Below are 21,000 nucleotides of genomic sequence, written 5' to 3'. Positions count from 1 at the left end.
TCGTAAAAATTTTTAGAAGTTTTTGCATTTGACTCCTCTGGTTCAATGTGTAATGGTAGTAAAGGTAACAAATCTGAGTTAGGAGATGAAGGTTGCCCACGAATACGGAAAACTCTGCACCGCGATTACGCAGAGAAGGTACATTACAAGGCTTAATCCTGGCCTGTGTGGGAGCCTCCATCGGTTCTGGCTGGTTGTTTGGTCCATTATTTACCGCAAAACTTGCGGGGCCCTATGCGATCGGTTCCTGGATTATTGGCATGGTGGCGATCTTGCTGCTAGCGCTGGTTTTTGCCGAGTTGGGGCCCTTGATTCCTAAAGCCGGCGCAGTAGTGCATTTGGCCAATGTGGGTAATGGCCCGATCGTGGGGAATATGTGGACCTGGATTCTGTTTCTGTCTTATGCCACCATTGCTCCGATTGAAGTCACGGCATTATTGACATACGCCAACAATTATTTTCCACATTTTTTACAGGCTCACAGTAACCTGCTAAGTTCACAGGGGTATCTCTATGCGCTAATTTCTTTGGCATTTTTTGTTGGGCTGAATTTTTTTAGCGTTCAATGGGTTCTGCGTATCAATAGTGCCGCTACTTGGTGGAAAATTGGTATTCCGTCGCTCACGGGGATTTTGTTTATTGTACTTGGCTGGCATTCTTCAAACTTTCATGTGCACAATGCCAATTTTGGAGAGAATATTCAGGGGATGTTTGTTGCAGTAGCCACGGGCGGGGTAATCTTCAGCCTTCTAGGATTTCGCCACGCCATCGACTTGGCCGGGGAAAGCAAAAATCCCAAACGTGATATTCCCTTGGCAACAATTCTTTCGGTGCTAATTGCCGGAGGTATTTACATTTTGGTGCAGGTTGCTTTTATCGCTGCCGTCAACCCCAAGGATCTGGCCCATGGCGGTTGGACGCATCTTCAGTTCTCTGGTATCAACGGTCCTTTTGCAGCCTTGGCGATGACTTTGGGGATAACTTGGTTGGCGCTGTTGCTGTACGCAGACGCCTTCATATCCCCGGCAGGAACGGCGCTCATTTATACGGCAACGTCGGCCCGAGTGACACTGGCTACTGCGGAAAGCGGTGCATTCCCTCAAATACTTTCAAGAATCAACCGACGGGGTGTGCCGTGGACTAGTCTGTTACTCCTATTTTTCGTCGGTGCTCTTTTCTTTCTGCCTTTTCCTTCTTGGCAGAAAATGGTGGGTTATATTGCTTCCATGACGGTTCTTTCCTATGTTATTGGGCCAATTGCGCTCTTGCAGCTGCGTAAGGCAATGCCACAGTTGGAGCGGCCGTTTCGACTCCCCTATGCCCGGCTCATTGCCCCTCTCGCCTTCGTGGTGGGTACCTGGATCGTTTACTGGTCGGGCTTGCATACGCTCAATTTCATTTTTGGAACCCTGTTCGTCCTGTTGGGTTTGTATGCGCTTTGGGGGTTGTTACGCAAAGCGCCCATTCGCGAGATGGGCTGGCAGTATACATGGTGGATCATTCCATATTTTCTTATGATTTGGGGTGTTTGCTGGATCGGTCCAAAATCCCTGGGGGGTGCTGGATGGGTTGGATTTTATCAAGGGATGGCAATTATTGCGGCAATTAGCCTCGGTATTTTTTACTGGGCAGTGGCAAGCGCGGTGTCAGACAGGAATATACGGAGTTATATGCGTAATCTCGATAAGCGGGGGGTCGGAGCGCCGTGAGCCATAACGGGAACCCACGTCATACAGTTGGCAAAAAATGGGTTATCAAAATTGGTAGCAGTCTTCTTATGGATGGCATGGGGAGACTGGCTGAGGATCGGGTGGCTGCTTGGCTGTCGCAGATACAGAGCTTAATCCATGATGGTTATCAAATTGTGCTGGTATCATCGGGTGCGGTTGGCGTAGGGGCCAGGCGCCTAGGTTGGGCAGGGAGGCCAACTGAGCTTGCTGATCGGCAAGCTGCGGCCAGTGTTGGTCAGTCCATTCTCATGCATGGCTACGAGAAAATCTTACATCAAATTCAGCGGGAAAATCGTCCGGCTCTGTACTGTGGTCAAGTGCTTCTAACACATGAAGAGTTGCGCAATCGCTCACGTTATCTGAATGCACGAGAGACATTACGCACGTTAATCGAACACGGCGTTTTGCCCATCGTTAATGAGAATGATGCAATTTCTTACCGTGCCATCCAACTTGGCGACAATGATACCCTGGCGGCATTAGTTGCGAATCTCTGGGATGCAGACCTGATGGTGCTACTCACCGACCAGATGGGACTATATGATGCGGATCCACGTGGTAATCCGGAGGCAAAGCTAATTCATCACGCGCGCGCGGGTGAAGCGCGCTTAGAGCGTCTTGCCGGTTCGGGTGGCTCATCGGTTGGTACTGGCGGCATGTTGGCAAAGGTCAAGGCAGCAGCACGCGCGGCGCGCTCTGGCACTTCCACCGTCATCGCCGGCGGTCTCGAGAATAACGTATTGCTTCGTATCGCCACGCAAGAACAGATCGGCACGTTGTTAGAGGCCAAAGTCCCCGTGCTTACTGCGCGCAAACGTTGGCTTTCTGACCACCTCCGTGTGCATGGCAAGCTATTTTTGGATGCCGGAGCAGTTGCTGCGGTTCATGGTGACGGGGCCAGCTTGCTACTCTATGGTATTAAAGGTCAGGAGGGTGAGTTCCGGCGTGGTGAATTGGTGAGTTGTCTGGATGCAAACGGGCGTGAAATTGCGCGCGGCTTGATTAATCTGGATGCCCGTCTTTTACAGCATTGCCGTATGCAGGTAGAAAATGGAGAGGAGATTTTGGAAGACTTTCATGTTGTCATCCACCGAGATAATCTTGTGCGTAGCGAGTTTAGCTTGAATTAGATCCGTCTGCTGCGGGCGCGCGTTCTGGGAAATATACGTCCTGTTGCTGGTGCGCAAGGCGTACGCCACGACGATACAAAGCTTCCACTGCCTGTGCGCGCAATTCCGTCTGAATCATAAAGCTGTTGTTGCAATCCGCAATATATACACGCAAATAAAAGACGAGAGCATTTTCTGTCACGTCAAGTAGCAGTGCGGTAGGCGGAATTCCACGGGGGTCATCCTGTAGAACTTCCGGATGTTTCTGACCCACTTCTTCCAGAATGCTGCGCACTTTGTCGATGTCCGAGCCGTGGTAGACCCGCATGGGGATCATTAGGCGTAAAACGTTATTGGTATAGGTCCAGTTGGTGACTTGGCCAGATATCAGCTCAGAGTTGGGTACGAAGACCTCCGTGCGATCAAAAGTCAGAATCAAAGTTGAACGAATGCTAAGCCGCTGAACATAACCTTCCGTATTTCCCACTTTCACCCAGTCCCCAACCCGTATGGGGCGCTCCAAGAGGAGAATAATCCCAGAAACAAAGTTGTTGACGATATTTTGTAGGCCAAAGCCGATACCAACGGACAAGGCACCGGCGATGATGGCCAAGTTGTGTAAAGCCACACCCGCGGTCGATAGCGATAACAAAATGGCAATGATAAAGCCAACATAGCGAAAAATCGCTAAGACCGAATGCCGAGATCCCGCATCAAAATGGCGGAAAATACCACCTGTAGAAGACAGCCGATTTTGTATCCACTGGTTGACGTTGAACAGAAAAATCAATAACGCGATGGCAATCAGCCAGCGAAACGGCTGAATATGAAAATTACCAATCGTAAACCCATGAATGAAATATTGCCAGAAAAGGTGGAAACTACTACTAGTGAGCCCCCAGGCCAAAAGACAAACTGAAAATACCACTATCCAGAGCAAAGTATGAATAAGTAGGCGCAGCCAGGATAGCCATGAACCGGTCTGCGCGGTTAGCCCCAAATGTTGTCGCATCAGGCGCGCAAGCTTGCCGTCTTGATCGTCGTCATTTCCCCAGATATCATCAATAAACCAGGAGAGTACTTTTGCAATAACAATTGCCACCAAACTGATGACAAAACCATTGGTTAGGTAGTCCGAAAGCTCTGAATAGCCAATAAAAGTGAGCAAGAGAATGATGGTTGCGGTGCCGAAAAGGAGAAGCTGTAGCCAACGCCAGTCTTTCAGAAATGTGAAACGGCTCGCGCGCCATAGTACCCAAATGATGCTGCCAAGAATTGCCGTGTGAATCGCCGCCAGCAGTGCCGTGTGTTGGGCAATAATTGCGCTTCCCTGAGGATCGAGAGATTGGTATGCCAATATGAAGACGCCAAAGGTGATAATAAAGCGCAACGGGCGCCAGAACACGCGTAATAATACGGCTTCTCGTTGCGCGCGTGCAGGCATCTCTGCAAGATGACGCAGCATGGAGCGGGCAAGCCAAGTGCTTAGGGTGTAGGCGGACAAGGTTAGCAGAACTAGCTCGGTGATGGGGAAAAGCGTGCCCAGCAGAAAACTTGCCAATGCCCAAACAAAAATTGCTAGCAAGGGATAGAGTTCGCGCACGGTAATGTGAGAGTGACGGCGTAATATTAGCACCAGTATATAAAAGGCAATGCCAATCCCCCACGCCCCCTGGAACCCTGCATTGTTAAATACAGGAATGTCATCGGGACGAATCCAAAAGTTTTTCTCTTTTTGCCATACCTCCTGGTGTGAATTGGCAAGTTGTAAAACTTGGCGAATGATATCTGGGCCACGCTGTAGCATCTGACGCGCGTGAACTCTGGTTTCTTTGGCGCGCAAGTCACTGAGAACAGTATTGCCACCAACATATAATACCTTGCATGCGGCAAGTTTTCCGTTGATTTTTGTTCTCTGTGAATCGAGTTGTTGACGCAGTTGCGTAAGGCTAGATGGCTCGTCGGCCACAGTCGGACCAAGAATATGCAGGGATTTGTCTATCGTGTTGAGTGAGGCCTCCTGGCTTTGCGTACAGGCATAAGCTGACGCAACAATTCCCTGTGCCTGTCTTTGCCACTGCTGCAACTGCTGTGCAGTTACCGAACCATTCAGTGCATTGTGCATGTTGCGCAGGATGCTGGCGTCGCTAGCAAAGTCGTTGGCATCGGTCGCCCTGGCGACTGGAGAGAGCACGCTCAGTACGAGCAGCAAGCCGATACAGATGCGTGCCAACGAAGCCGCTTTCATCTTGCTTAGGTAATCGCGCGCCGTGCTCCGCGCGTTAGTAGGGGAAGGAGCAATCTTTGCAAAACGGGCGGTAAAGACACCGGTTTCATCAACATTTTTATCGCCATTTCAAAGGGGTAATGGCGGCGAATCCAGACCGCCATACGTTTCCGAAAGGCACGAAAATCCGCTGGGGTAAAGTTCTGGCCCGGGTTGCGGACCTCATAAGCACAACGGATAGCGAGGAAACTGTCTTCCATATCTGCCTCGGCAATCCGCTGCCATAACCCACGCAACAAACGCCAACGCGAGACGCCTTCGCGCGCTTGATAGTCGCGGAAAAAACGAAAAAAATATTTGTAATGGAGTACTTCATCGGCACGAATACGACCCGCGAGTTCCCGCAAAACCGGCTCAGGACTGGCCTGCTGAATCATCGTATAAAAACTGGCAGTGCCTGTCTCGACCACACAGCGCGCTGCCATCTCCAGAGCTGGTGTTGGTCCTAGTGCGTTAGTTTGGCAGAGAGGGGCATACGCGGCGACAAATCGCGCGTATGCCGTTTCCCAATCAAAATCTGGCCAGACGGCCAAGACGTATGCACGCAGGGCGCGGCCATGTTGTACTTCTTCGTGTTCCCACTGCCCTTGCAGCCACGACTTGGCGTCTTGGTTGTCTTGATAATACTCTGCCAAATTCTGTGCGTAGAGATCCGAGAGTGTCTCGACGAACGACGCCCCGGCCAGCAGGTAGAACCAGTCGCTCTCGTCCGCGATGGCGCTGCGTTGCACACAGTCGAAGGGAATATCTTGTAGAGACCAGCGAAGATGGCGGGGTTCATCGGCCATGCGATGCAGTTCTCCTATTCTGTTGTTACGGTTCGCGGGCGTAACCGATGTCTGCAGCCTGCAGGCCGGCTATACGAAAAGCCTCCCGCCGCTTCAGGCACTGCGGACAAACGCCGCAATGTTGCGCCCTCCCAAGCAGGCAACTGTACGATAAATCCCACTCCACCCCCAAGCCCTGCCCAAGCTGCACGATCTCTGGCTTGCTCAGATGCTGTAATGGAAAAAGAAGTTCCCGGCCTAAAACCGCCAGACTCGTGCAGAGAGGCTCCAGCACTTGCTCTTGGGAACTTACATCTACCGTCGCGTCATCTGCCGAGATCCCCATGCACAGGTAGCGAATCCCCATGGCCGCTGCCGCGCTCACTGCCACGCTAATGGCGATAAGGTTGCGCTGTAGCATGGGCACATGAAAGCGATGGGGACGAAGCTTTCCCAAAGCCTCACCCAATTCCGCCATCGGTAGGCGCCGTGGGACAATTTCCAGCTGCCGGCATTGAGCGCTAACGCATTGCCACTCCTTTGTCGCGGCCCGCTGTGCGTAATCAAGAAAAAACGGAACCGGTATCTGTCCCGCGCTAAGCAGAAGGCGAAGCAGCGTGCTGCTCTCTACCCCGCCACTCATCAGCAGGAGAATGTGCTCGCGCCCTGCGGGAACTGGTAGCAGTTGTTGTACTTGGTCTATCATGCCGCAGTTTTCTCCTTATGCCCGAGCAGCCTTTGGCCCTGATTCTGGATGTTCACCCGCAAAACCCACAAGCACGCCTTTTGCGCCAGGCGGTAGAGCAGGCACGTTCTGGTGCGTTGCTCGTCTATCCCACGGATACCTGCTATGCCTTGGGTTGTCGCGTAACGGCCAAGGCAGCGCAAGAGCGGCTGCGACAAATCCGTCAGCTCGATATGCACCATGATCTATCCCTATTGTTTTCCAGTATTTCGCAGTTGACGGAATACGCCAAGTTAGATGATCGCAGCTTTGCTATCCTGAAACGCGTTTTGCCAGGACCTTTTACTTTCATTCTCCCCGCCACCCACGACGTGCCGCGGCGTTTGGCGGACCCGCGCCGTCGCAGCATCGGCGTGCGCGTGCCGGATGCGCCAATAGTCCAAACGCTGTTGACAGATTTGGGTGAACCCCTAATGAGTTCCACTTTGCAGCTCCCGCATGACGCATATCCGTTGCACGATGCCACAGAGATCGACAAGCGGGTCGGCAGTCGCGTGGACGTGATTTTGCGCGCCGGGGACGGTAGCACACAGTGCTCTACCGTGATCGATCTCTGTGATTGGCCGCCGCGCCTACTTCGCCGTGGTTTGGGGGACCCCGATTCTTTGGGTATTGAACTCACCAACGACGGAAATCCGCCGGAGGAAGGCGTATAGTGGCAGGATGAACGACATCGAAAACATTCTGCGACAAATCAGTATTTGGGCGATCCCCGTACTTTTCGCCATTACCGTGCATGAGGTCGCACACGGCTGGGTGGCCTGGAAGCGCGGTGACCCTACGGCGATGTTGATGGGGCGGTTGACCTTGAATCCACTCAAGCATATCGACCCCTTCGGCACCATCTTATTGCCTGCCATGTTGCTGCTTTTTCACTCGCCTTTTCTCTTCGGCTACGCGAAGCCGGTGCCGGTCAATTTTGCCGGCCTGCGCGATCCGAAGCGCGACATGATCCTGGTCGCCGTCGCCGGACCTGTGGCCAATCTGATCATGGCGGCGTTTTGGACGCTGATCCTCTGGCTCGGTGTGCATCTTGCCGGCAGTGCGCCCTACTTTGCTGAGCCGATGCAGTTGATGGGGCAGGCGGGTATCCTCATTAACGGTGTACTTTTCCTGTTCAATCTTATTCCTATCCCCCCGTTGGATGGCGGTCGGGTGGCGGTCGGTCTTCTGCCCCGCGACGCCTCCAATGCTCTCAGCCGGGTCGAGCCCTATGGCTTCATCATCTTGATCGTATTGCTTTTTACCGGCATTTTGTGGACGGTGCTCGGCCCCGCCTTTGAGCTGTTTCAGGGAATCTTTTTTCGCTTGGGAGGGCTCGCATGAGTACCACCGTTGTTTCCGGCATGCGTCCTACAGGGCGATTGCATCTCGGTCATTACCATGGTGTCTTAAAGAACTGGTTGCGCTTGCAAAACGAGCACGAGAGCTTTTTCTTTGTGGCGGACCTGCACGCCCTCACCACTCACTATGAGCACCCCGAAGGAATTCGCCAGTCGACCTGGGAACTGTTGGTCGAGTGGCTAGCGGTAGGGCTCGAGCCGGAAAAAGCCACCCTTTTTGTGCAGAGCTGGATTCCGCAGCATGCCGAACTGGCACTCTTGCTCGGCATGCTGACTCCCCTATCCTGGCTGGAGCGCGTCCCGACCTTTAAGGACCAGCAGGAACAGCTGCGCGACCGTGATCTTGCCACCTTTGGTTTCCTTGGCTATCCGGCGCTAATGAGTGCCGATATTCTGCTCTACGACGCTGCCTGGGTACCGGTGGGCGCCGATCAGGTAGCCCACCTGGAAATCTGCCGCGAGCTGGCGCGTCGTTTCAACAGCCTTTATGGACGCAGCACGGCAGACGCCGAAGCCGCTGAGGCGGGCTTGCGTGCACTCGGCAAAAAGCTGAAGCAGCAATACCAGCGTTTGCAGGAGCGCTATCAGCAAGAGGGGGACGAAGCCGCTATTGCCCAGGCGCGCGAAATTCTGCACGGCGCTGCCAGCATCAATGAGACAACGCGCATCCTTCTCCTCGCTATGCTAGAGGGCAAGGGGCGGACGATCCTTATCGAGCCCAAGGCGCTGCTTACCGAAGCCGCGAAGATGCCGGGGCTGGATGGGCGCAAGATGAGCAAGTCCTACGGCAACGCTATTGGTCTGCGCGAAGAGCCCGAGGCAGTGCGCAAAAAACTGCTTACCATGCCCACCGATCCTGCTCGGGTCGGGCGACACGACCCTGGCGAACCCGAGCGTTGTCCCGTCTGGCCCTTTCATCAAGTCTATTCCAGTACCGAAACACGTGCCTGGGTGATGGAGGGTTGTCGCAGCGCTGGCATTGGTTGTGTTGACTGCAAGAATGCGTTGGTGGAAAAGGTGTTGGAAGAGCAAGCGCCAATTCGCGAACGCGCCGAAGACTGGGCAGCACAGCCGCAGCGTTTGCGCGAGATCGCGGCGCACGGCGCAGAAAAGGCGCGGACGCGGGCCGAGCAGACCCTGGCTCGGGTGCGCGAGGTAATGGGGCTGGATGGCGGCTAGTCCTGAAGCGCTAGCTGAGCAGCGCATTCCCGACGGGCTCTATATTCCGCCGGATGCGCTAGAGGTTTTCCTTGATCAGTTCAGCGGCCCCCTCGATCTGCTGCTCTGGTTGATTCGTCGTAGCCGCATGGATATTCGCAACATCCCGGTGGCGGAGGTGACGCGGCAGTATCTCCGCTACCTGGAGCAGGCGCGAAAACAAAATCTGGAACTTGCGGCTGACTACTTGCTAATGGCCGCGTGGCTGGCAGAAATCAAAGCGCGCATGCTCCTACCCTTGCCTCCAGCGGAGGAGGGCGAGACGATTGATCCGCGCGAAGAGCTGGCGCAGCGCCTCGCTATGCTTGCGCAGGTGCAAGCTGAGGCGGCGGCACTAGCGAGCTTGCCACGTGCGGGGCAGGATTTTCTGCTGCCGGCGCCGCTGGCGCACGATACCTTGCCGGTTACTCCGCCCCCGCTTTCGGCAGCGCAACTGTCAGGGGTGTTACAGCAGATCTGGCAGCGTCGACGCCAAAAGCGGACACGGGCGCCAGCGCCGCAGCGCGCCTTTGATTTGCGGCAGCGCATCCTCGACGTATTGCAACGCTGTCGTTTGGCTGCCAGCCCCTTACATTTCCGTGACACCCTGCCGACACAGCGCGATCGCCTACAACTGGGCCTGAACCTGCTTGCCATCCTCGAACTGCTGCGCCAACGCGCCCTGCATTTGCTTTGGCAGGGAAATACTTGGTGGGTGAGCGCCGTGGAGGCCAACGAGGATGATTGAAGACCCTCTGCGCGATCTCCTACTTGCTATCCTGCTATTACAGGAAGAAGGCATCAGTGACGCGGGGCTAGAGGAACTGCTTGCCAGCGATCATCCGCAGTGGCGTGCGGCCCTCGGCGCGCTCTGCGCCGAGGGCTGGGGACCACTGGAGATCGTCGCACAAGCGGGGCAGTATCAGGCTCGCCTGCGTCCGCGTTATCTTCATCTGCTGGAAGACTTGCAGCTCGAAAAGCCGCGTCCATTGCGCAAGGCACTGCTGGAAACCCTCGCCATCATTGCCTATCAGCAGCCGATTACGCGCCCCGAAATTGAGCATTGGCGCGGAGTTGCCATTGGTAGCGGCATTATGCAGCAGCTTCAGGACTTTGCTTGGATTGAAATCAAAGGCCATCGCGATGGACCGGGGCGACCGGCGTTGTGGGGCACGACAGCAGAATTTTTGCGACATTTTGGCATTTCCAGCCTTGGCGGTCTGCCCGATATCGATTGGCATCAGGAATCCGTGGTGTCATGAATCATAAGCAAATATGATGAAAAGATTAGAAAGTGCTGATTTGACTACGGGCTCGGCCTGATCAATATTGCACGCGGAAGCTGAGAAGATGAAATAATCCTTTTCGCAGACAGTACGATTCTTGGATGGGCAGAATTGAGGAGCAAGACCATGGCACATGTAGTTATTCTGGGTGCAGGCACCGGTGGCATGCCCGCCGCGTATGAAATGAAGCACGCGCTTGGGGCTGGACACGAAGTCACCCTAATCAGCAGCAACGACTATTTCCAATTTGTGCCTTCCAACCCGTGGCTGGGCGTTGGCTGGTCCAAGCGCGAAGATATCACCTTTCCTATTCAGCCCTACGTGGAACGCCGTGGCATCAAATTCATCGCCAAAAGTGCCGAGAAGATCGACGCAGAAGCGCAGATCATCACCCTGGCAGATGGTAGCACTGTCCATTACGACTACTTAATGATCGCGACCGGCCCACGTCTGGCTTTTGAGTTGGTGCCTGGTTCTGATCCTCATGAAGGGCCGCTGCAGTCGGTCTGCACTACCGATCACGCCGAGCTTGCCTATGGCAAGTATCAAGAATTGCTCGACAATCCTGGCCCTGTTGTCATTGGTGCCATGGCTGGCGCCAGCTGCTTCGGGCCGGCCTACGAGTACGCCATGATCGTCGCCTCGGATCTCAAGAAGCGCGGCATGCGCGATAAAATTCCGTCTTTCTCCTTCGTGACCAGCGAGCCGTATATCGGTCACTTGGGCATATCTGGCGTTGGCGATTCCACCGGCATTTTGACCAAGGGCCTCGAAGAAGAAGGCATCAAAGCCTACACCAACTGCAAGGTGAACAAGGTCGAAAATGGCGTTATGTCCATCACCCAGGTCAATGACAAGGGTGAGACGGTCAAGGAATTCACCCTGACGGTGAACTTTGGCATGATGATTCCCGCTTTCCGCGGCATTCCTGCCGTGGCAAATGTCGAGGGCCTCTGTAACCCCGGCGGCTTCGTTATCGTCGACGACAACCAGCGCAGCAAGAAGTACCCGAGCATCTATGCAGTGGGCATCGCCATTGCCATCCCGCCGGTCGAGGCTACTCCGGTACCGACAGGTGCGCCCAAGACTGGCTACATGATCGAGTCCATGGTTAGCGCCTCGGTATACAACATCAAGGCCGATATCGAAGGTCGCAAAGGCGACAAGACCATGGGTACCTGGAACGCCGTCTGTTTCGCCGACATGGGTGATCGTGGTGCTGCCTTCGTCGCACTGCCGCAGATCAGGCCGCGCAAGGTGGACATCTTTGCTTACGGGCGCTGGGTGCATCTGGCCAAGGTCGCCTTCGAGAAATACTTCATCCGCAAGATGAAGATGGGCGTATCCGAACCCTTTTACGAGCGCGTGCTCTTCAAGATGATGGGCATTACCCGCCTCAAGGAAGAGACGGAAGTCGAGCAGCGCAAAGCTTCCTGAGCCACTCAGTAGCATCTACAATCGGCCTCACCCTGTGGTGGGGCCGATTTTTACTGCCGGGAGGCAGGATAAGCATGGACGAAAAACTGCAAAAGGTCTTGGCGCGCTATGGACTCGGATCGCGCCGCGCGTTGGAGGAATGGATTGCCGCGGGTCGCATCAGCGTCAACGGGCAAATTGCCAAACTCGGCGATCGCGTGGGCGATAAAGTGCAAATTTTGGTGGATGGCAAACCATTGCAAGTACCCGCTTGGACCCAGGGGCGGCTGCGAATTTTGCGCTACCACAAGCCGGCGGGAGAGATCTGTAGCCGTCGGGATCCAGAAGGGCGGGCCTCGGTGTTTGACCGCTTGCCGCGCCTGCGCGCCAGCCGTTGGATCTCCGTTGGGCGCCTGGACCTGAATTCCGAAGGGCTGCTCCTGCTCACCAATGACGGAGATTTGGCCAATCGCCTGATGCACCCACGCTATGGACTGCAGCGTGTATATGCAGTGCGGGTGCTTGGTCGCCTGACAGATGAACAGATTGCGCAATTACTCGCCGGGGTGGAGCTGGAAGATGGGCTCGCAAAATTCCTGCAAATCGAAGACGCCGGTGGCGAAGGGGCAAACCACTGGTATCACGTTACCCTGGAGGAGGGGCGCAATCGCGAGGTGCGGCGCATGTTTACCGCTTTGAACTTGGCGGTAAGCCGCCTGATTCGCGTGCGCTATGGTCCCATCGAAATGCCCAGGCATTTGAAAAGTGGTTATTTTGAAGAACTTCCTGAGGAGGATCGGGCTCTGCTTTTTGCAGAAATCGAGTGGCAGGATCCAGGCGAACAGCCAGCTAAACGTGTCACGCCCATAGCTAAAACTTCAGGCGAGGCGCGCGGTCGCCGGCGGAGCCCGACGCGGCGGTGAAACAACAGACAGGCGACTGGACCTGGTTGCACCAGCAATTGCTCGCGCACTGGGGTGCGCAACACTGGTGGCCTGCCGAAACCTCATTTGAGGTAATGGTAGGCGCAATCCTCACGCAAAATACGGCCTGGACCAACGTGGAAAAGGCCATCGCTCGCTTGCGCGCAGCGGAGCTCCTGTCCGTGCCAGCGATACTGGCCAGTGGCGAGATGGAGCTGGAAACGTGCCTGCATCCCTCCGGTTATTATCGGGTCAAGACGCGCCGCTTACGCGCCCTCTGTGCCTTTTTGCGGGAGGAGGGATGTGCCGACTTGCCCGAGTCGCTGCGAGACAAAGGAACCATCCCAGAGCTACGAGCGAAGCTGCTGCGCGTGCATGGCGTGGGAGAGGAGACTGCCGACTCGATCCTTCTCTACGCCCTCCATCTTCCCATTATGGTCGTAGACGCCTACACCAAGCGTATCGCCACTCGTCTCGGCTGGATCGCAGATAACGTGAAATATGCCTCGTTACAGCGTGCCATCGAGTCAACTCTATCGCCCGGAGATGTCGCCGCGCGCAATGAATTGCACGCCTTGCTGGTAGAACTGGGCAAAGGGACTTGTCGACCACGACGCCCACTCTGCAGGCAGTGCCCACTGGTGGAAGGTTGCGATTTTGGCCGTACTCAGGAATGTCCGGGTAACTGACGCAGATAGTCGCGGCTGCACTCACAAAGCTTCTGCCGCTCAAGCAGCGCGCCCCAAATTTTGCCACCCGACTGTCGCCACAACACCCCAGCACGAATGCCTCCTAGCAGTAGGGTGCGAATCCGCGCTGTGTCCTCATCACGCGTCAGAAAACGGCTCTCCCCCGATACGATGATGCGCGGGGAGAGGGTGCCTATACCTTCGGCATAGGTATCCGCTAGGCCTGCCAAGACGCTGGGGTGAACGAGATCGGCGAAATGATCCACTTGGCGGCGCGCCTGCTCGATACCGCGCTGCACTCGCTCAAAGGCCTTGTGGTTGGCGAGCAGACGACCGCTCAACTTGGCCAATGACATGGTGTAGCGCAGGAGTTCTGCCTCTTCTGCCCGCCCTGGTCCGCGGTGCAAGAGGGGGCAGAGCGCCTGCAGGCCGCGCTGCAATCCCTCCAGGCCAGCCAAGGCGGCGACGCTATCCTGAGCATCAATGGCCAGGATACTTTGCACGCTCAGGAGCAAGATATGATTGTCACTGCGCCCGCGGCGCGCGACTTCCTGTACCTCAAGGGCAGCGCGGAGCATTCCGGCCAGGGCGAGGCAGCGATCGGGCAGACGTTGGGGGGCAGGTAAGAGGGAACTAATCAATGGGTTTTCGCTTTCTTGTTGGGGAACCGGTCTGCCAAACGCTCTTCCAGGGTTGCCAGCAAGATTTGGCGCTCGCCCCGACGCAGTTTTTCTCCGCGCTCGTTACGGATGAAAAAGGTATCTTCCACACGTTCTCCAAAGGTAGAGACCTTGGCACCGACGACACTGAATCCGAGCCCAGCAATCACCGCACCGACACAATAGAGTAAACCCATTTGGTCAGGGGCTTGTACTTCCAGGAGGGTATCGTCTAATAATGCATCGTTATCCAGACGCAGTTGCAAGGGCACGCTGGCGAAGAAGCGATGCCGGGCATCGCGGTGACGCAGTCCGAAATGCGGCTCGCTGGGTACACCAAGATTCAACATGTTACGCAATTCGGCTGCGAGTTCATCGTGGGCAAGCACAGAACGTTGAAAGGCGCGGGTTTCGTCGAGCACGTGAAAGGTGTCGAGGGCCAAGCCGTTATCGCTGGTATCGATGCGTGCACCCAATACGCTCAGCGAATGGCGGTCGAGAACGGCGGCGATATCTTGAAACAAGCCCGGCCGATCCGGTCCAAATAGAAAAACTTGCTCGCCCTGATGCGGATGGCGACGGATGGCCACCCGATATTCTTCATCACGCTGGATAATTTCGTGTGCTTGCCAGAGCAATTCCTCGCTGTCATAACGAAGAAAATACCCAGCCGGTAGCGCGCGCCACAAACGTTCCAAACGAATGCGATGCTCGTCGGGAAACTCTCGACCAAGGGTTTCAATACGTCGGCGCGCGGTCTCCAGCCGATCATCGGCGGTGGTGCCAGAGGCGAGAAAGGCGTCCACGCGCTCGTAGAGTTTATAGAGCAAGCTCGCCTTCCAGTCATTCCAAAGATCGGGGTTGGTGGCGCGCATATCTGCTACCGTCAATAAAAACAGGTGGGCCAGGCGCTTGCGTGTGCCCACCGTCTGGGCAAATTGTCTAATGGTGTCAGGATCATCCAGGTCACGTCGTTGCGAGGTAGAAGACATCTGCAAATGCTCTTCTACCAGCCAAGCGACTAGCGCCCGCTCGCTCTCGGGAATTTGCAAACGCCGAGCGAAGTTGCGCCACTCATGCGCGCCAATTTCCGAATGATCGCCGCCGCGGCCTTTACCAATGTCGTGAAAAAGCCCGGCAAGGATCAAATAGGCAGGTTGATCGATTTCGCGCCAGGCATTGCGTAAAGCACGGGTTTCGGTGTCATGCCAGAGCTCGGCGAGTTGATCGACCAGGAACAAGGTATGCTGATCGACGGTGTAGACATGAAAAAGATCGTGCTGGATCAATCCGCTGATGCGCTGGAATGGGGGTAATATGCGCCCCAGCAGTCCAGCGCGGTGCAGCCAACTAAGTACGCGGCTCGCGCGTAGAGGATCAACGATGGCCTGCAAAAAGGCAGCGCGAAACGCGGAGTCGGAAAAAAGCGTGGTTTGCCATTGCCTTTTCTGGCGTTTGGCCACGCAAAGTACATGGGCAGGCAGATCCTGCCCGGTGCTCGCACGTTGCATCCAATGACGCAGCAGAGCGCTCGGCGCTTCCTCTAGCTCAACGGTGCTGCTGTGAATTTCTCCCGTGGCCAGATAGTGCGCGATCGCTTCTTCTACGATGGCGGCAAGGCGCTGGATCTCGGCAAAAGACTGGTAGAGCCTTTGCATCAGGCGCTCAGCGGCACTACGTCCGCGACTAGCGGTAAAGCCGAGATCAGTGGCGACAGGTTCTTGCAATTCCAGCCGTAGCCGATCCTCGGCACGCCCGCTACGCAGATGAACGGCTACCCGTACCTGGGCAATAAATCGTTCCGCAGCGCGCAACTGGCGCAAGTCCGCCGCATCCATGATGCCCAATCGGGTGAAGGCCGAAAGCTCCGGGCGTTGCCAGATGCGCCCAGCAAACCAGAGAAGCTGGTGCACGTCACGCAGGCCTCCCGGGCCATCCTTGATCTGCGGTTCGAGGTGGTAAGCGGTATCGCGAAAACGTCGATGGCGTGCCTCCTGTTCCGCTACCTTGGCAGCAAAAAAGGCGTTAATGGACCAAGGAGGGCTGTTCTGCAGCTGCGCCTGCAAGTCGCTCCAAAGTGTCGCATCGCCAACGAGAAAACGGCACTCCAGAAGAGTGGTAGCGATAGTCAGATCGCCGCGCGCGGCATCCAGAGTTTCCGCCACCGTGCGCAAGGAGGCGCCGATTTGTTGTCCAAGGTCCCACAGGGCAGTCAAAAAACGGCTCACAAAGTCTTCAGCACTGCAGTCCGGGTGACACAACAAGAGCAGGTCGAGATCGGAAAAAGGAAAGAGTATGCCACGCCCATAGCCGCCGACGGCGATCAGACTCAAACCCGCAGGTGGCTCTAGTTGTTGCCAGAGAGCCTGCAGAACATCGTCGCTCTCTTGGGCAAAGCCGCGCAGACGTTGGTTGATGCTTCCTGCGCGCGGAAATGTCGGCTGCGTGAGTGTCGCCGTGAGGAAAGCGGCAGAGGGCAATGCCGCTGTCCTCAGAGGGGATCTCCCGGCAGTTGCGTGAGCACCTCGTACCCCGTCTCGGTCACCAGCACGGTGTGTTCCCACTGCGCCGAGGGGCTATGGTCCTTGGTGACAATGGTCCAGCCGTCAGGAAGTGCCTTGATATGGCGTTTGCCAGCGTTGATCATTGGCTCAATGGTAAAGGTTTGCCCAGCAATTAGGGCCAGCCCCTTACCCGGTTCGCCGTAGTGCAAAATTTGCGGCTCGTCATGAAATTTGCGGCCAATACCGTGCCCGCAGAACTCGCGTACCACGGAGCAATGTTGCGCCTCCGCATAGACCTGAATAGCATGGCCAATGTCTCCTAAGGTCGCGCCGGGTTTCACGACCTCAATGCCGCGAATCATGCTCTCGTGCGCCACGTCTACCGCCCGACGCGCTTTCAAGGGCACGTCGCCAACCAAAAACATTTTGCTACTGTCCCCATGAAAGCCATCCTTGATCACGGTGACATCAATGTTGAGGATGTCGCCATCCTTGAGAATGCGATCACCAGGGATGCCATGGCAAATAACGTGGTTTACGGAGATACATACCGATTTGGGGAAGGGGGGGTACTCAGGACTCGGCTGGTAGTGAAGTGGGGCGGGGATGCCCTGCAAGTCATTGACGATGTAGTCATGACAGATGCGATCAAGTTCGCCAGTGCTGATGCCGGGGCGCACATGCTCGGCTATCATTTTCAAAACCATGGCGGTTAGTTGGCCCGCCACGCGCATTTTTTCAATTTCTTCGGCATTGTGCACTACGACCTGTGGACGGGCTTGGGCTCGGCGTAACATCAGCTCTCCTTGCGCGGTCAATTCAGAATAATAAGGGTTCCGCGTCACTAATCTCTATACTATCAGGCCTGACTCGGCTGCGGTAGGCAAGGACTTCAATGCCCAGATCGCGAGCACGGCGCAGGGCCCTACCATATTCCGGATCAACGGCATCAGCGGGTGCAAAGCCGCACCCGTCTTCGCGTCCCAACAAAAATAGCATCACAGCGCGATGCCCGCGTTTCCGCTCTTCTGCCAGGGCAGCAAGATGGCGCAGTGCACGACTACTGCGGGCGTCAGGAAAGCGCAGCACGGCATCGTCGTCCAGCAGGGTACAAGACTTCACCTCGACAAAGGCTTGGCCGAGTTGCGGGTCGTTCAACCAAAAATCCACTCGCTCATGTTCGCCATAAGCAACTTCGCGGCGCAACTCACTGTAACCTGCAAGTTCTGCTATTCGCTGCTCTTGCAATGCCTCTGCCACCACTGCATTGGGGCGCTGCGTGTTGATCGTCACCCAGCTCGCCCCGCTCCAGTACAGTTCCCAGGTCCACGGAAGTTTGCGCTTGGGATCATTTGTCCAGGACAGGAGTACTGGCTGACCCGCATCGGCGCAGCTACGCATGCTACCCGGATTGGGGCAATGCGCCTGTACGATCTCGCCAGATTCCAACTCACAGTCCGCAAGAAAGCGCTTGTATCGACGCAGCAGGTGGGCAGGGGTGAGAGTGGGCAATTTCATGTTGCAGAAGTCTGCAAGTGTCGGCGCAAGGTTTGCAAGAGCCTCGCAGGCGCGCTGGATGCTGCTTTAGGTGTTGCACACACCTAAGCTTGACTAAGCGCCCGATAAGATTCAGCCACTAATGCCTCGCCGTACTTACGCTCCAGCTTGCGAATGAGAAAATGGCCAGTCGCCATATCCTGAAAATGGGCGATAAAAATGGTATTGATCGTTGCGCCGCCAATAGCGCCAATAGCAGGGACCAATTGCGCCATAGCTTTATCCGTTACTGCTACGCCAAAGCGTTCGGCTACCTTGCGTAGCAAGGCCAACACTGCTCCATTGGATGCAACCCCAGCGCCACTCGTGCTAGCCCTGCCGACTTCAGCAACAAAGCCACTCAAAGCCACCCGAGTAGCGTAGTATCCGGTTTCTGCAGCATCATCCTCGTGCCGCGTGGTGCTTCCCAACGCAAAAACCTCCAGGCAAGCCGCTTTGGTTTCCGGTGTGGTGATGCATTCCCCTTGGCTACGGGCGATATCGATGATGGAACGCAACATGATGGTGGTGGACACCGGCAACTCTATTGCCAGTGCGGATAGACCAAAAAATCCACCCACACCCCCTGATGCTGCAACTGCAGCCTTGTGCCACAGGCGGGATGGGCTGCGAAAGGGGGCGTCATCCAGAGTGAGTAATGCGGTTTCGGCAGCTTTGTTTAGCGCCCGTTCCGTTATGTGTACGATCTCGCGGTTCCATTGTTTTGGCAAGCGTTTCAGCCCGTGCTCTATGGGAACACCGAGCCGATCTATCAGACGAGCGGCGAGGCCAGGATTTTCGAGAAGATCGTGCGCAGCACGAAGTTCGGCAGAATCTTCTTCTGTCATTAGCCTGCGTATTTCAGCCATCCGGACCTCCGTCACCTGTGCATTTTCGAATTGCCGCAGATTTTTTCACGAAACGGACAAAATCACCCAAGGCTGGAATGCGTTTGTGATTCAGTCTTGCGCCATCTGCCGTTCACGCTTTTCTTCCAGCGTCTTGCAGTCAATGCAGAGCGTGGCGGTGGGGCGCGCCTCTAAGCGGCGCAGCCCGATTTCCACACCACAGGCGTCGCAGTAGCCGTATTCGCCAGCGTCGATGCGGCCCAAGGCCTGATTGATTTTGCGGATGAGTTTGCGTTCGCGGTCGCGGGCACGCAACTCTAGGCCCATATCGGTTTCCAGGCTGGCGCGATCGTTAGGATCAGAGTAATTGACGTTTTCTATCTGTAGGTTCTGTACCGTACGATCGACTTCCGCCATCAATTCGCTGCGCCAGTCTTCCAAAATCTTACGAAAATGGGCCATCTGGCCAGCGCTCATGTACTCCTCATCCGTCGCCGGTTGGTAAGGGGTAAAAGCCTGAAGCTCTTGCGGGTTGCTATTTTTGAGTGCCGCAGCGCTATCCGTCATGGTGTGTCTTCCTGTCTTAGTGCGAAGAAAAATCCGGCATGGTTTAGCAGAGATTTCGGCCTTTGGCAAACGTCACGCTTTCCGGTATAAGCTAGCGGGCGATTAGTCTGACGCCGTCTGAGCAAAGAAAAACCGATCCTCCAGGAGATAGTACCCATGTCCGGTCTACGTGCCCTCATCTTTGATGTCGATGGAACCTTGGCAGATACCGAGCGCGATGCGCATCGGGTCGCGTTCAATCAGGCGTTTACGGACTTTTCCCTGCCATTTCAGTGGGATGTGCCTACCTACGGTGCCTATCTCAAGATCACCGGCGGTAAGGAGCGTCTGCGCGGATTCCTCAATGATCACCCGCAGTTTCCGCAGATCAGCGACAGTGAAATTCGCCAGATTCACCAGCGCAAGACCGTCCTGTATGGCGAGATCATCGCTCAGGGCGTCGCACCGTTACGCCCTGGGGTCAAACGCCTGCTTGATGCCGCGCACGCGGCTGGGTTGCGGCTGGCAATCGCCACCACTACCACGCCAGACAATGTCGCGGCACTTTTACAGAGCAATCTTGGTACCGAAGGCTGGAATCGCTTCGAATATATTGGTGCTGGTGACATTGTCCCGAATAAAAAACCGGCGGCAGACATTTATCAGCATGTCTTGCAACAGTTGGGGCTGCGTGCCGCGGAATGTCTAGCCTTGGAGGATTCTGAAAACGGTCTACGCTCGGCACTGGGCGCGGACCTACGGGTCTTGATCACCCAAACCGAGTACACTGCAGGGCAGGACTTTTCCGGTGCGTTGCGCGTGCTGGATCAGCTTGGCGAAGCAGAGCAACCGGGCACGATATTGCAGGGACAAGATGCAGGACAGGAAGTCGTTGTCGACCTTGCCCTAATGGAGCGTTGGCTCGCGCGCTGAGGAAGAGCAAAAATTTTTTTAGTTGTCGCGCTGGCAGTGCGGACAAACGCCGTTGACGACCATCTCCACATCTTCTACCCGATAGTCGGCGGGAAGCTGCGGCGCAGGTAGTTGGCTTTCCGGCAAGCAGAGTACCTGGCCACAACGCAAGCAATGAAAATGCGGGTGCGACGGGTGCTCGAGGTTGATCGCACTAAAGCGCCAAACACGATCGTCGGCGGTGATGCGATGGGTAAGCTGATGCTGCACCAACCAATCCAGGCCGCGATATAAGGTGACACGATCCATGGTCTCTGCCCAGCGCGTCAACATATACTCTTGAATTTCTCCATGATTGGCGGGCTGCGCGAGGTTAAGCAGGGCCTGCAGGATTTGCAAACGAGCGCGGGTAGGACGCTGCCCTGCGGCGCGTATCCGCCGTTCCGCCTCTGTCGTCTGTGCTGTTGTAATGTCGGCTATGCGTCCCATGCCTGCATGGTACC

General features: G+C 55.7%; 21 protein-coding genes. 11 read left to right on the top strand and 10 right to left on the bottom strand.

The annotated features are described in order from the left end of the window. The first annotated feature begins 92 nt into the window (after positions 1 to 92). Together AB4090_RS01440 and proB are read left to right on the top strand one after the other, a co-directional pair. A complete protein-coding gene (locus AB4090_RS01440) occupies positions 93 to 1,709 on the top strand; it encodes an APC family permease (RefSeq protein WP_369572071.1) in 1,617 nt (538 codons plus the stop codon). Next, complete coding sequence (proB, locus tag AB4090_RS01435) at positions 1,706 to 2,860, top strand: glutamate 5-kinase (RefSeq protein WP_369572070.1); 1,155 nt, start codon at positions 1,706 to 1,708, stop codon at positions 2,858 to 2,860. Before AB4090_RS01440 ends, proB begins: the two co-directional genes overlap by 4 nt. Here the strand turns inward: proB and AB4090_RS01430 are convergent. Genes AB4090_RS01430 through AB4090_RS01420 form a run of 3 tightly spaced genes read right to left on the bottom strand, consistent with a single transcriptional unit; the run spans position 2,847 to position 6,599 of the window. After that, a complete protein-coding gene (locus AB4090_RS01430; RefSeq protein WP_369572069.1) occupies positions 2,847 to 5,051 on the bottom strand; it encodes a mechanosensitive ion channel family protein in 2,205 nt (734 codons plus the stop codon). The two genes, proB and AB4090_RS01430, sit on opposite strands and share 14 nt — an antisense overlap. 41 nt (positions 5,052 to 5,092) lie before the next feature. Beyond that, the gene (locus AB4090_RS01425; protein ID WP_369572068.1) at positions 5,093 to 5,914 is read right to left on the bottom strand and encodes a ferritin-like domain-containing protein; all 822 of its coding nucleotides are present in this window, start codon (positions 5,912 to 5,914) and stop codon (positions 5,093 to 5,095) included. Between the two features lie 25 nt (positions 5,915 to 5,939). Continuing rightward, on the bottom strand, positions 5,940 to 6,599 hold the full coding sequence (locus AB4090_RS01420) for a 7-cyano-7-deazaguanine synthase (RefSeq protein WP_369572067.1): 660 nt from the start codon (positions 6,597 to 6,599) through the stop codon (positions 5,940 to 5,942). A 17-nt stretch (positions 6,600 to 6,616) separates the two neighbouring features. On the opposite strand from AB4090_RS01420, the gene AB4090_RS01415 reads away from it, so the two are divergent. The 8 genes from AB4090_RS01415 to AB4090_RS01380 all read left to right on the top strand — a co-directional run bounded on the left by AB4090_RS01415 (position 6,617) and on the right by AB4090_RS01380 (position 13,492). Then, positions 6,617 to 7,294 (top strand): L-threonylcarbamoyladenylate synthase, encoded by a 678-nt coding sequence (locus AB4090_RS01415; protein WP_369572066.1) that lies wholly within the window; start codon positions 6,617 to 6,619, stop codon positions 7,292 to 7,294. A gap of 7 nt (positions 7,295 to 7,301) precedes the next feature. After that, complete coding sequence (locus AB4090_RS01410; protein ID WP_369572065.1) at positions 7,302 to 7,964, top strand: site-2 protease family protein; 663 nt, start codon at positions 7,302 to 7,304, stop codon at positions 7,962 to 7,964. Beyond that, entirely contained in the window at positions 7,961 to 9,160 is a 1,200-nt protein-coding gene (locus tag AB4090_RS01405) for a tryptophan--tRNA ligase (protein WP_369572064.1), read from the top strand. The genes AB4090_RS01410 and AB4090_RS01405 overlap by 4 nt, the downstream gene beginning before the upstream one ends. After that, positions 9,150 to 9,926, top strand: a complete 777-nt coding sequence (locus tag AB4090_RS01400) for a ScpA family protein (RefSeq protein WP_369572063.1) — start codon at positions 9,150 to 9,152, stop codon at positions 9,924 to 9,926. The genes AB4090_RS01405 and AB4090_RS01400 overlap by 11 nt, the downstream gene beginning before the upstream one ends. Then, on the top strand, positions 9,919 to 10,440 hold the full coding sequence (locus tag AB4090_RS01395; protein WP_369572062.1) for an SMC-Scp complex subunit ScpB: 522 nt from the start codon (positions 9,919 to 9,921) through the stop codon (positions 10,438 to 10,440). Before AB4090_RS01400 ends, AB4090_RS01395 begins: the two co-directional genes overlap by 8 nt. A 150-nt stretch (positions 10,441 to 10,590) precedes the next feature. Beyond that, complete coding sequence (locus tag AB4090_RS01390; RefSeq protein ID WP_369572061.1) at positions 10,591 to 11,901, top strand: NAD(P)/FAD-dependent oxidoreductase; 1,311 nt, start codon at positions 10,591 to 10,593, stop codon at positions 11,899 to 11,901. 74 nt (positions 11,902 to 11,975) lie between these two features. Further along, complete coding sequence (gene rluB, locus AB4090_RS01385; RefSeq protein ID WP_369572060.1) at positions 11,976 to 12,803, top strand: 23S rRNA pseudouridine(2605) synthase RluB; 828 nt, start codon at positions 11,976 to 11,978, stop codon at positions 12,801 to 12,803. Next, positions 12,800 to 13,492: an endonuclease III domain-containing protein gene (locus AB4090_RS01380; protein WP_369572059.1), complete on the top strand. Its 693-nt coding sequence runs from the start codon at positions 12,800 to 12,802 to the stop codon at positions 13,490 to 13,492. The genes rluB and AB4090_RS01380 overlap by 4 nt, the downstream gene beginning before the upstream one ends. Here the strand turns inward: AB4090_RS01380 and hflD are convergent. From hflD to dksA, 6 genes are all read right to left on the bottom strand, one after another. Continuing rightward, positions 13,471 to 14,133, bottom strand: a complete 663-nt coding sequence (gene hflD, locus AB4090_RS01375; protein ID WP_369572058.1) for a high frequency lysogenization protein HflD — start codon at positions 14,131 to 14,133, stop codon at positions 13,471 to 13,473. The genes AB4090_RS01380 and hflD overlap by 22 nt on opposite strands. After that, entirely contained in the window at positions 14,130 to 16,631 is a 2,502-nt protein-coding gene (locus AB4090_RS01370; protein ID WP_369572057.1) for a bifunctional uridylyltransferase/uridylyl-removing protein GlnD, read from the bottom strand. Before AB4090_RS01370 ends, hflD begins: the two co-directional genes overlap by 4 nt. 11 nt (positions 16,632 to 16,642) lie before the next feature. Next, complete coding sequence (map, locus tag AB4090_RS01365; RefSeq protein WP_369572056.1) at positions 16,643 to 17,452, bottom strand: type I methionyl aminopeptidase; 810 nt, start codon at positions 17,450 to 17,452, stop codon at positions 16,643 to 16,645. A gap of 22 nt (positions 17,453 to 17,474) precedes the next feature. Beyond that, positions 17,475 to 18,173 carry a DNA/RNA nuclease SfsA gene (gene sfsA, locus AB4090_RS01360; RefSeq protein WP_369572055.1) on the bottom strand — a complete coding sequence of 233 codons (699 nt, stop codon included), beginning with the start codon at positions 18,171 to 18,173 and terminating at the stop codon, positions 17,475 to 17,477. A gap of 83 nt (positions 18,174 to 18,256) precedes the next feature. Beyond that, complete coding sequence (locus AB4090_RS01355; RefSeq protein ID WP_369572054.1) at positions 18,257 to 19,060, bottom strand: EcsC family protein; 804 nt, start codon at positions 19,058 to 19,060, stop codon at positions 18,257 to 18,259. Positions 19,061 to 19,150: 90 nt separating this feature from the next. After that, positions 19,151 to 19,606, bottom strand: a complete 456-nt coding sequence (gene dksA, locus AB4090_RS01350; RefSeq protein ID WP_369572053.1) for an RNA polymerase-binding protein DksA — start codon at positions 19,604 to 19,606, stop codon at positions 19,151 to 19,153. Between the two features lie 156 nt (positions 19,607 to 19,762). Between dksA and AB4090_RS01345 the strand changes: the two genes are divergently transcribed. Continuing rightward, positions 19,763 to 20,518 carry an HAD-IA family hydrolase gene (locus AB4090_RS01345; RefSeq protein WP_369572052.1) on the top strand — a complete coding sequence of 252 codons (756 nt, stop codon included), beginning with the start codon at positions 19,763 to 19,765 and terminating at the stop codon, positions 20,516 to 20,518. 18 nt (positions 20,519 to 20,536) lie between these two features. Here AB4090_RS01345 and AB4090_RS01340 read toward each other — a convergent pair whose 3' ends face one another. After that, complete coding sequence (locus AB4090_RS01340) at positions 20,537 to 20,986, bottom strand: Fur family transcriptional regulator (protein ID WP_369572051.1); 450 nt, start codon at positions 20,984 to 20,986, stop codon at positions 20,537 to 20,539. Positions 20,987 to 21,000: the final 14 nt, after the last annotated feature.

Source organism: Acidithiobacillus sp. IBUN Pt1247-S3 (genome assembly GCF_041146875.1).
In the GTDB taxonomy this organism is placed as follows: domain Bacteria; phylum Pseudomonadota; class Gammaproteobacteria; order Acidithiobacillales; family Acidithiobacillaceae; genus Igneacidithiobacillus.
The sequence above is the reverse complement of the archived record's forward strand: the minus strand, read 5'-3'. Positions and strand labels throughout refer to the sequence as shown.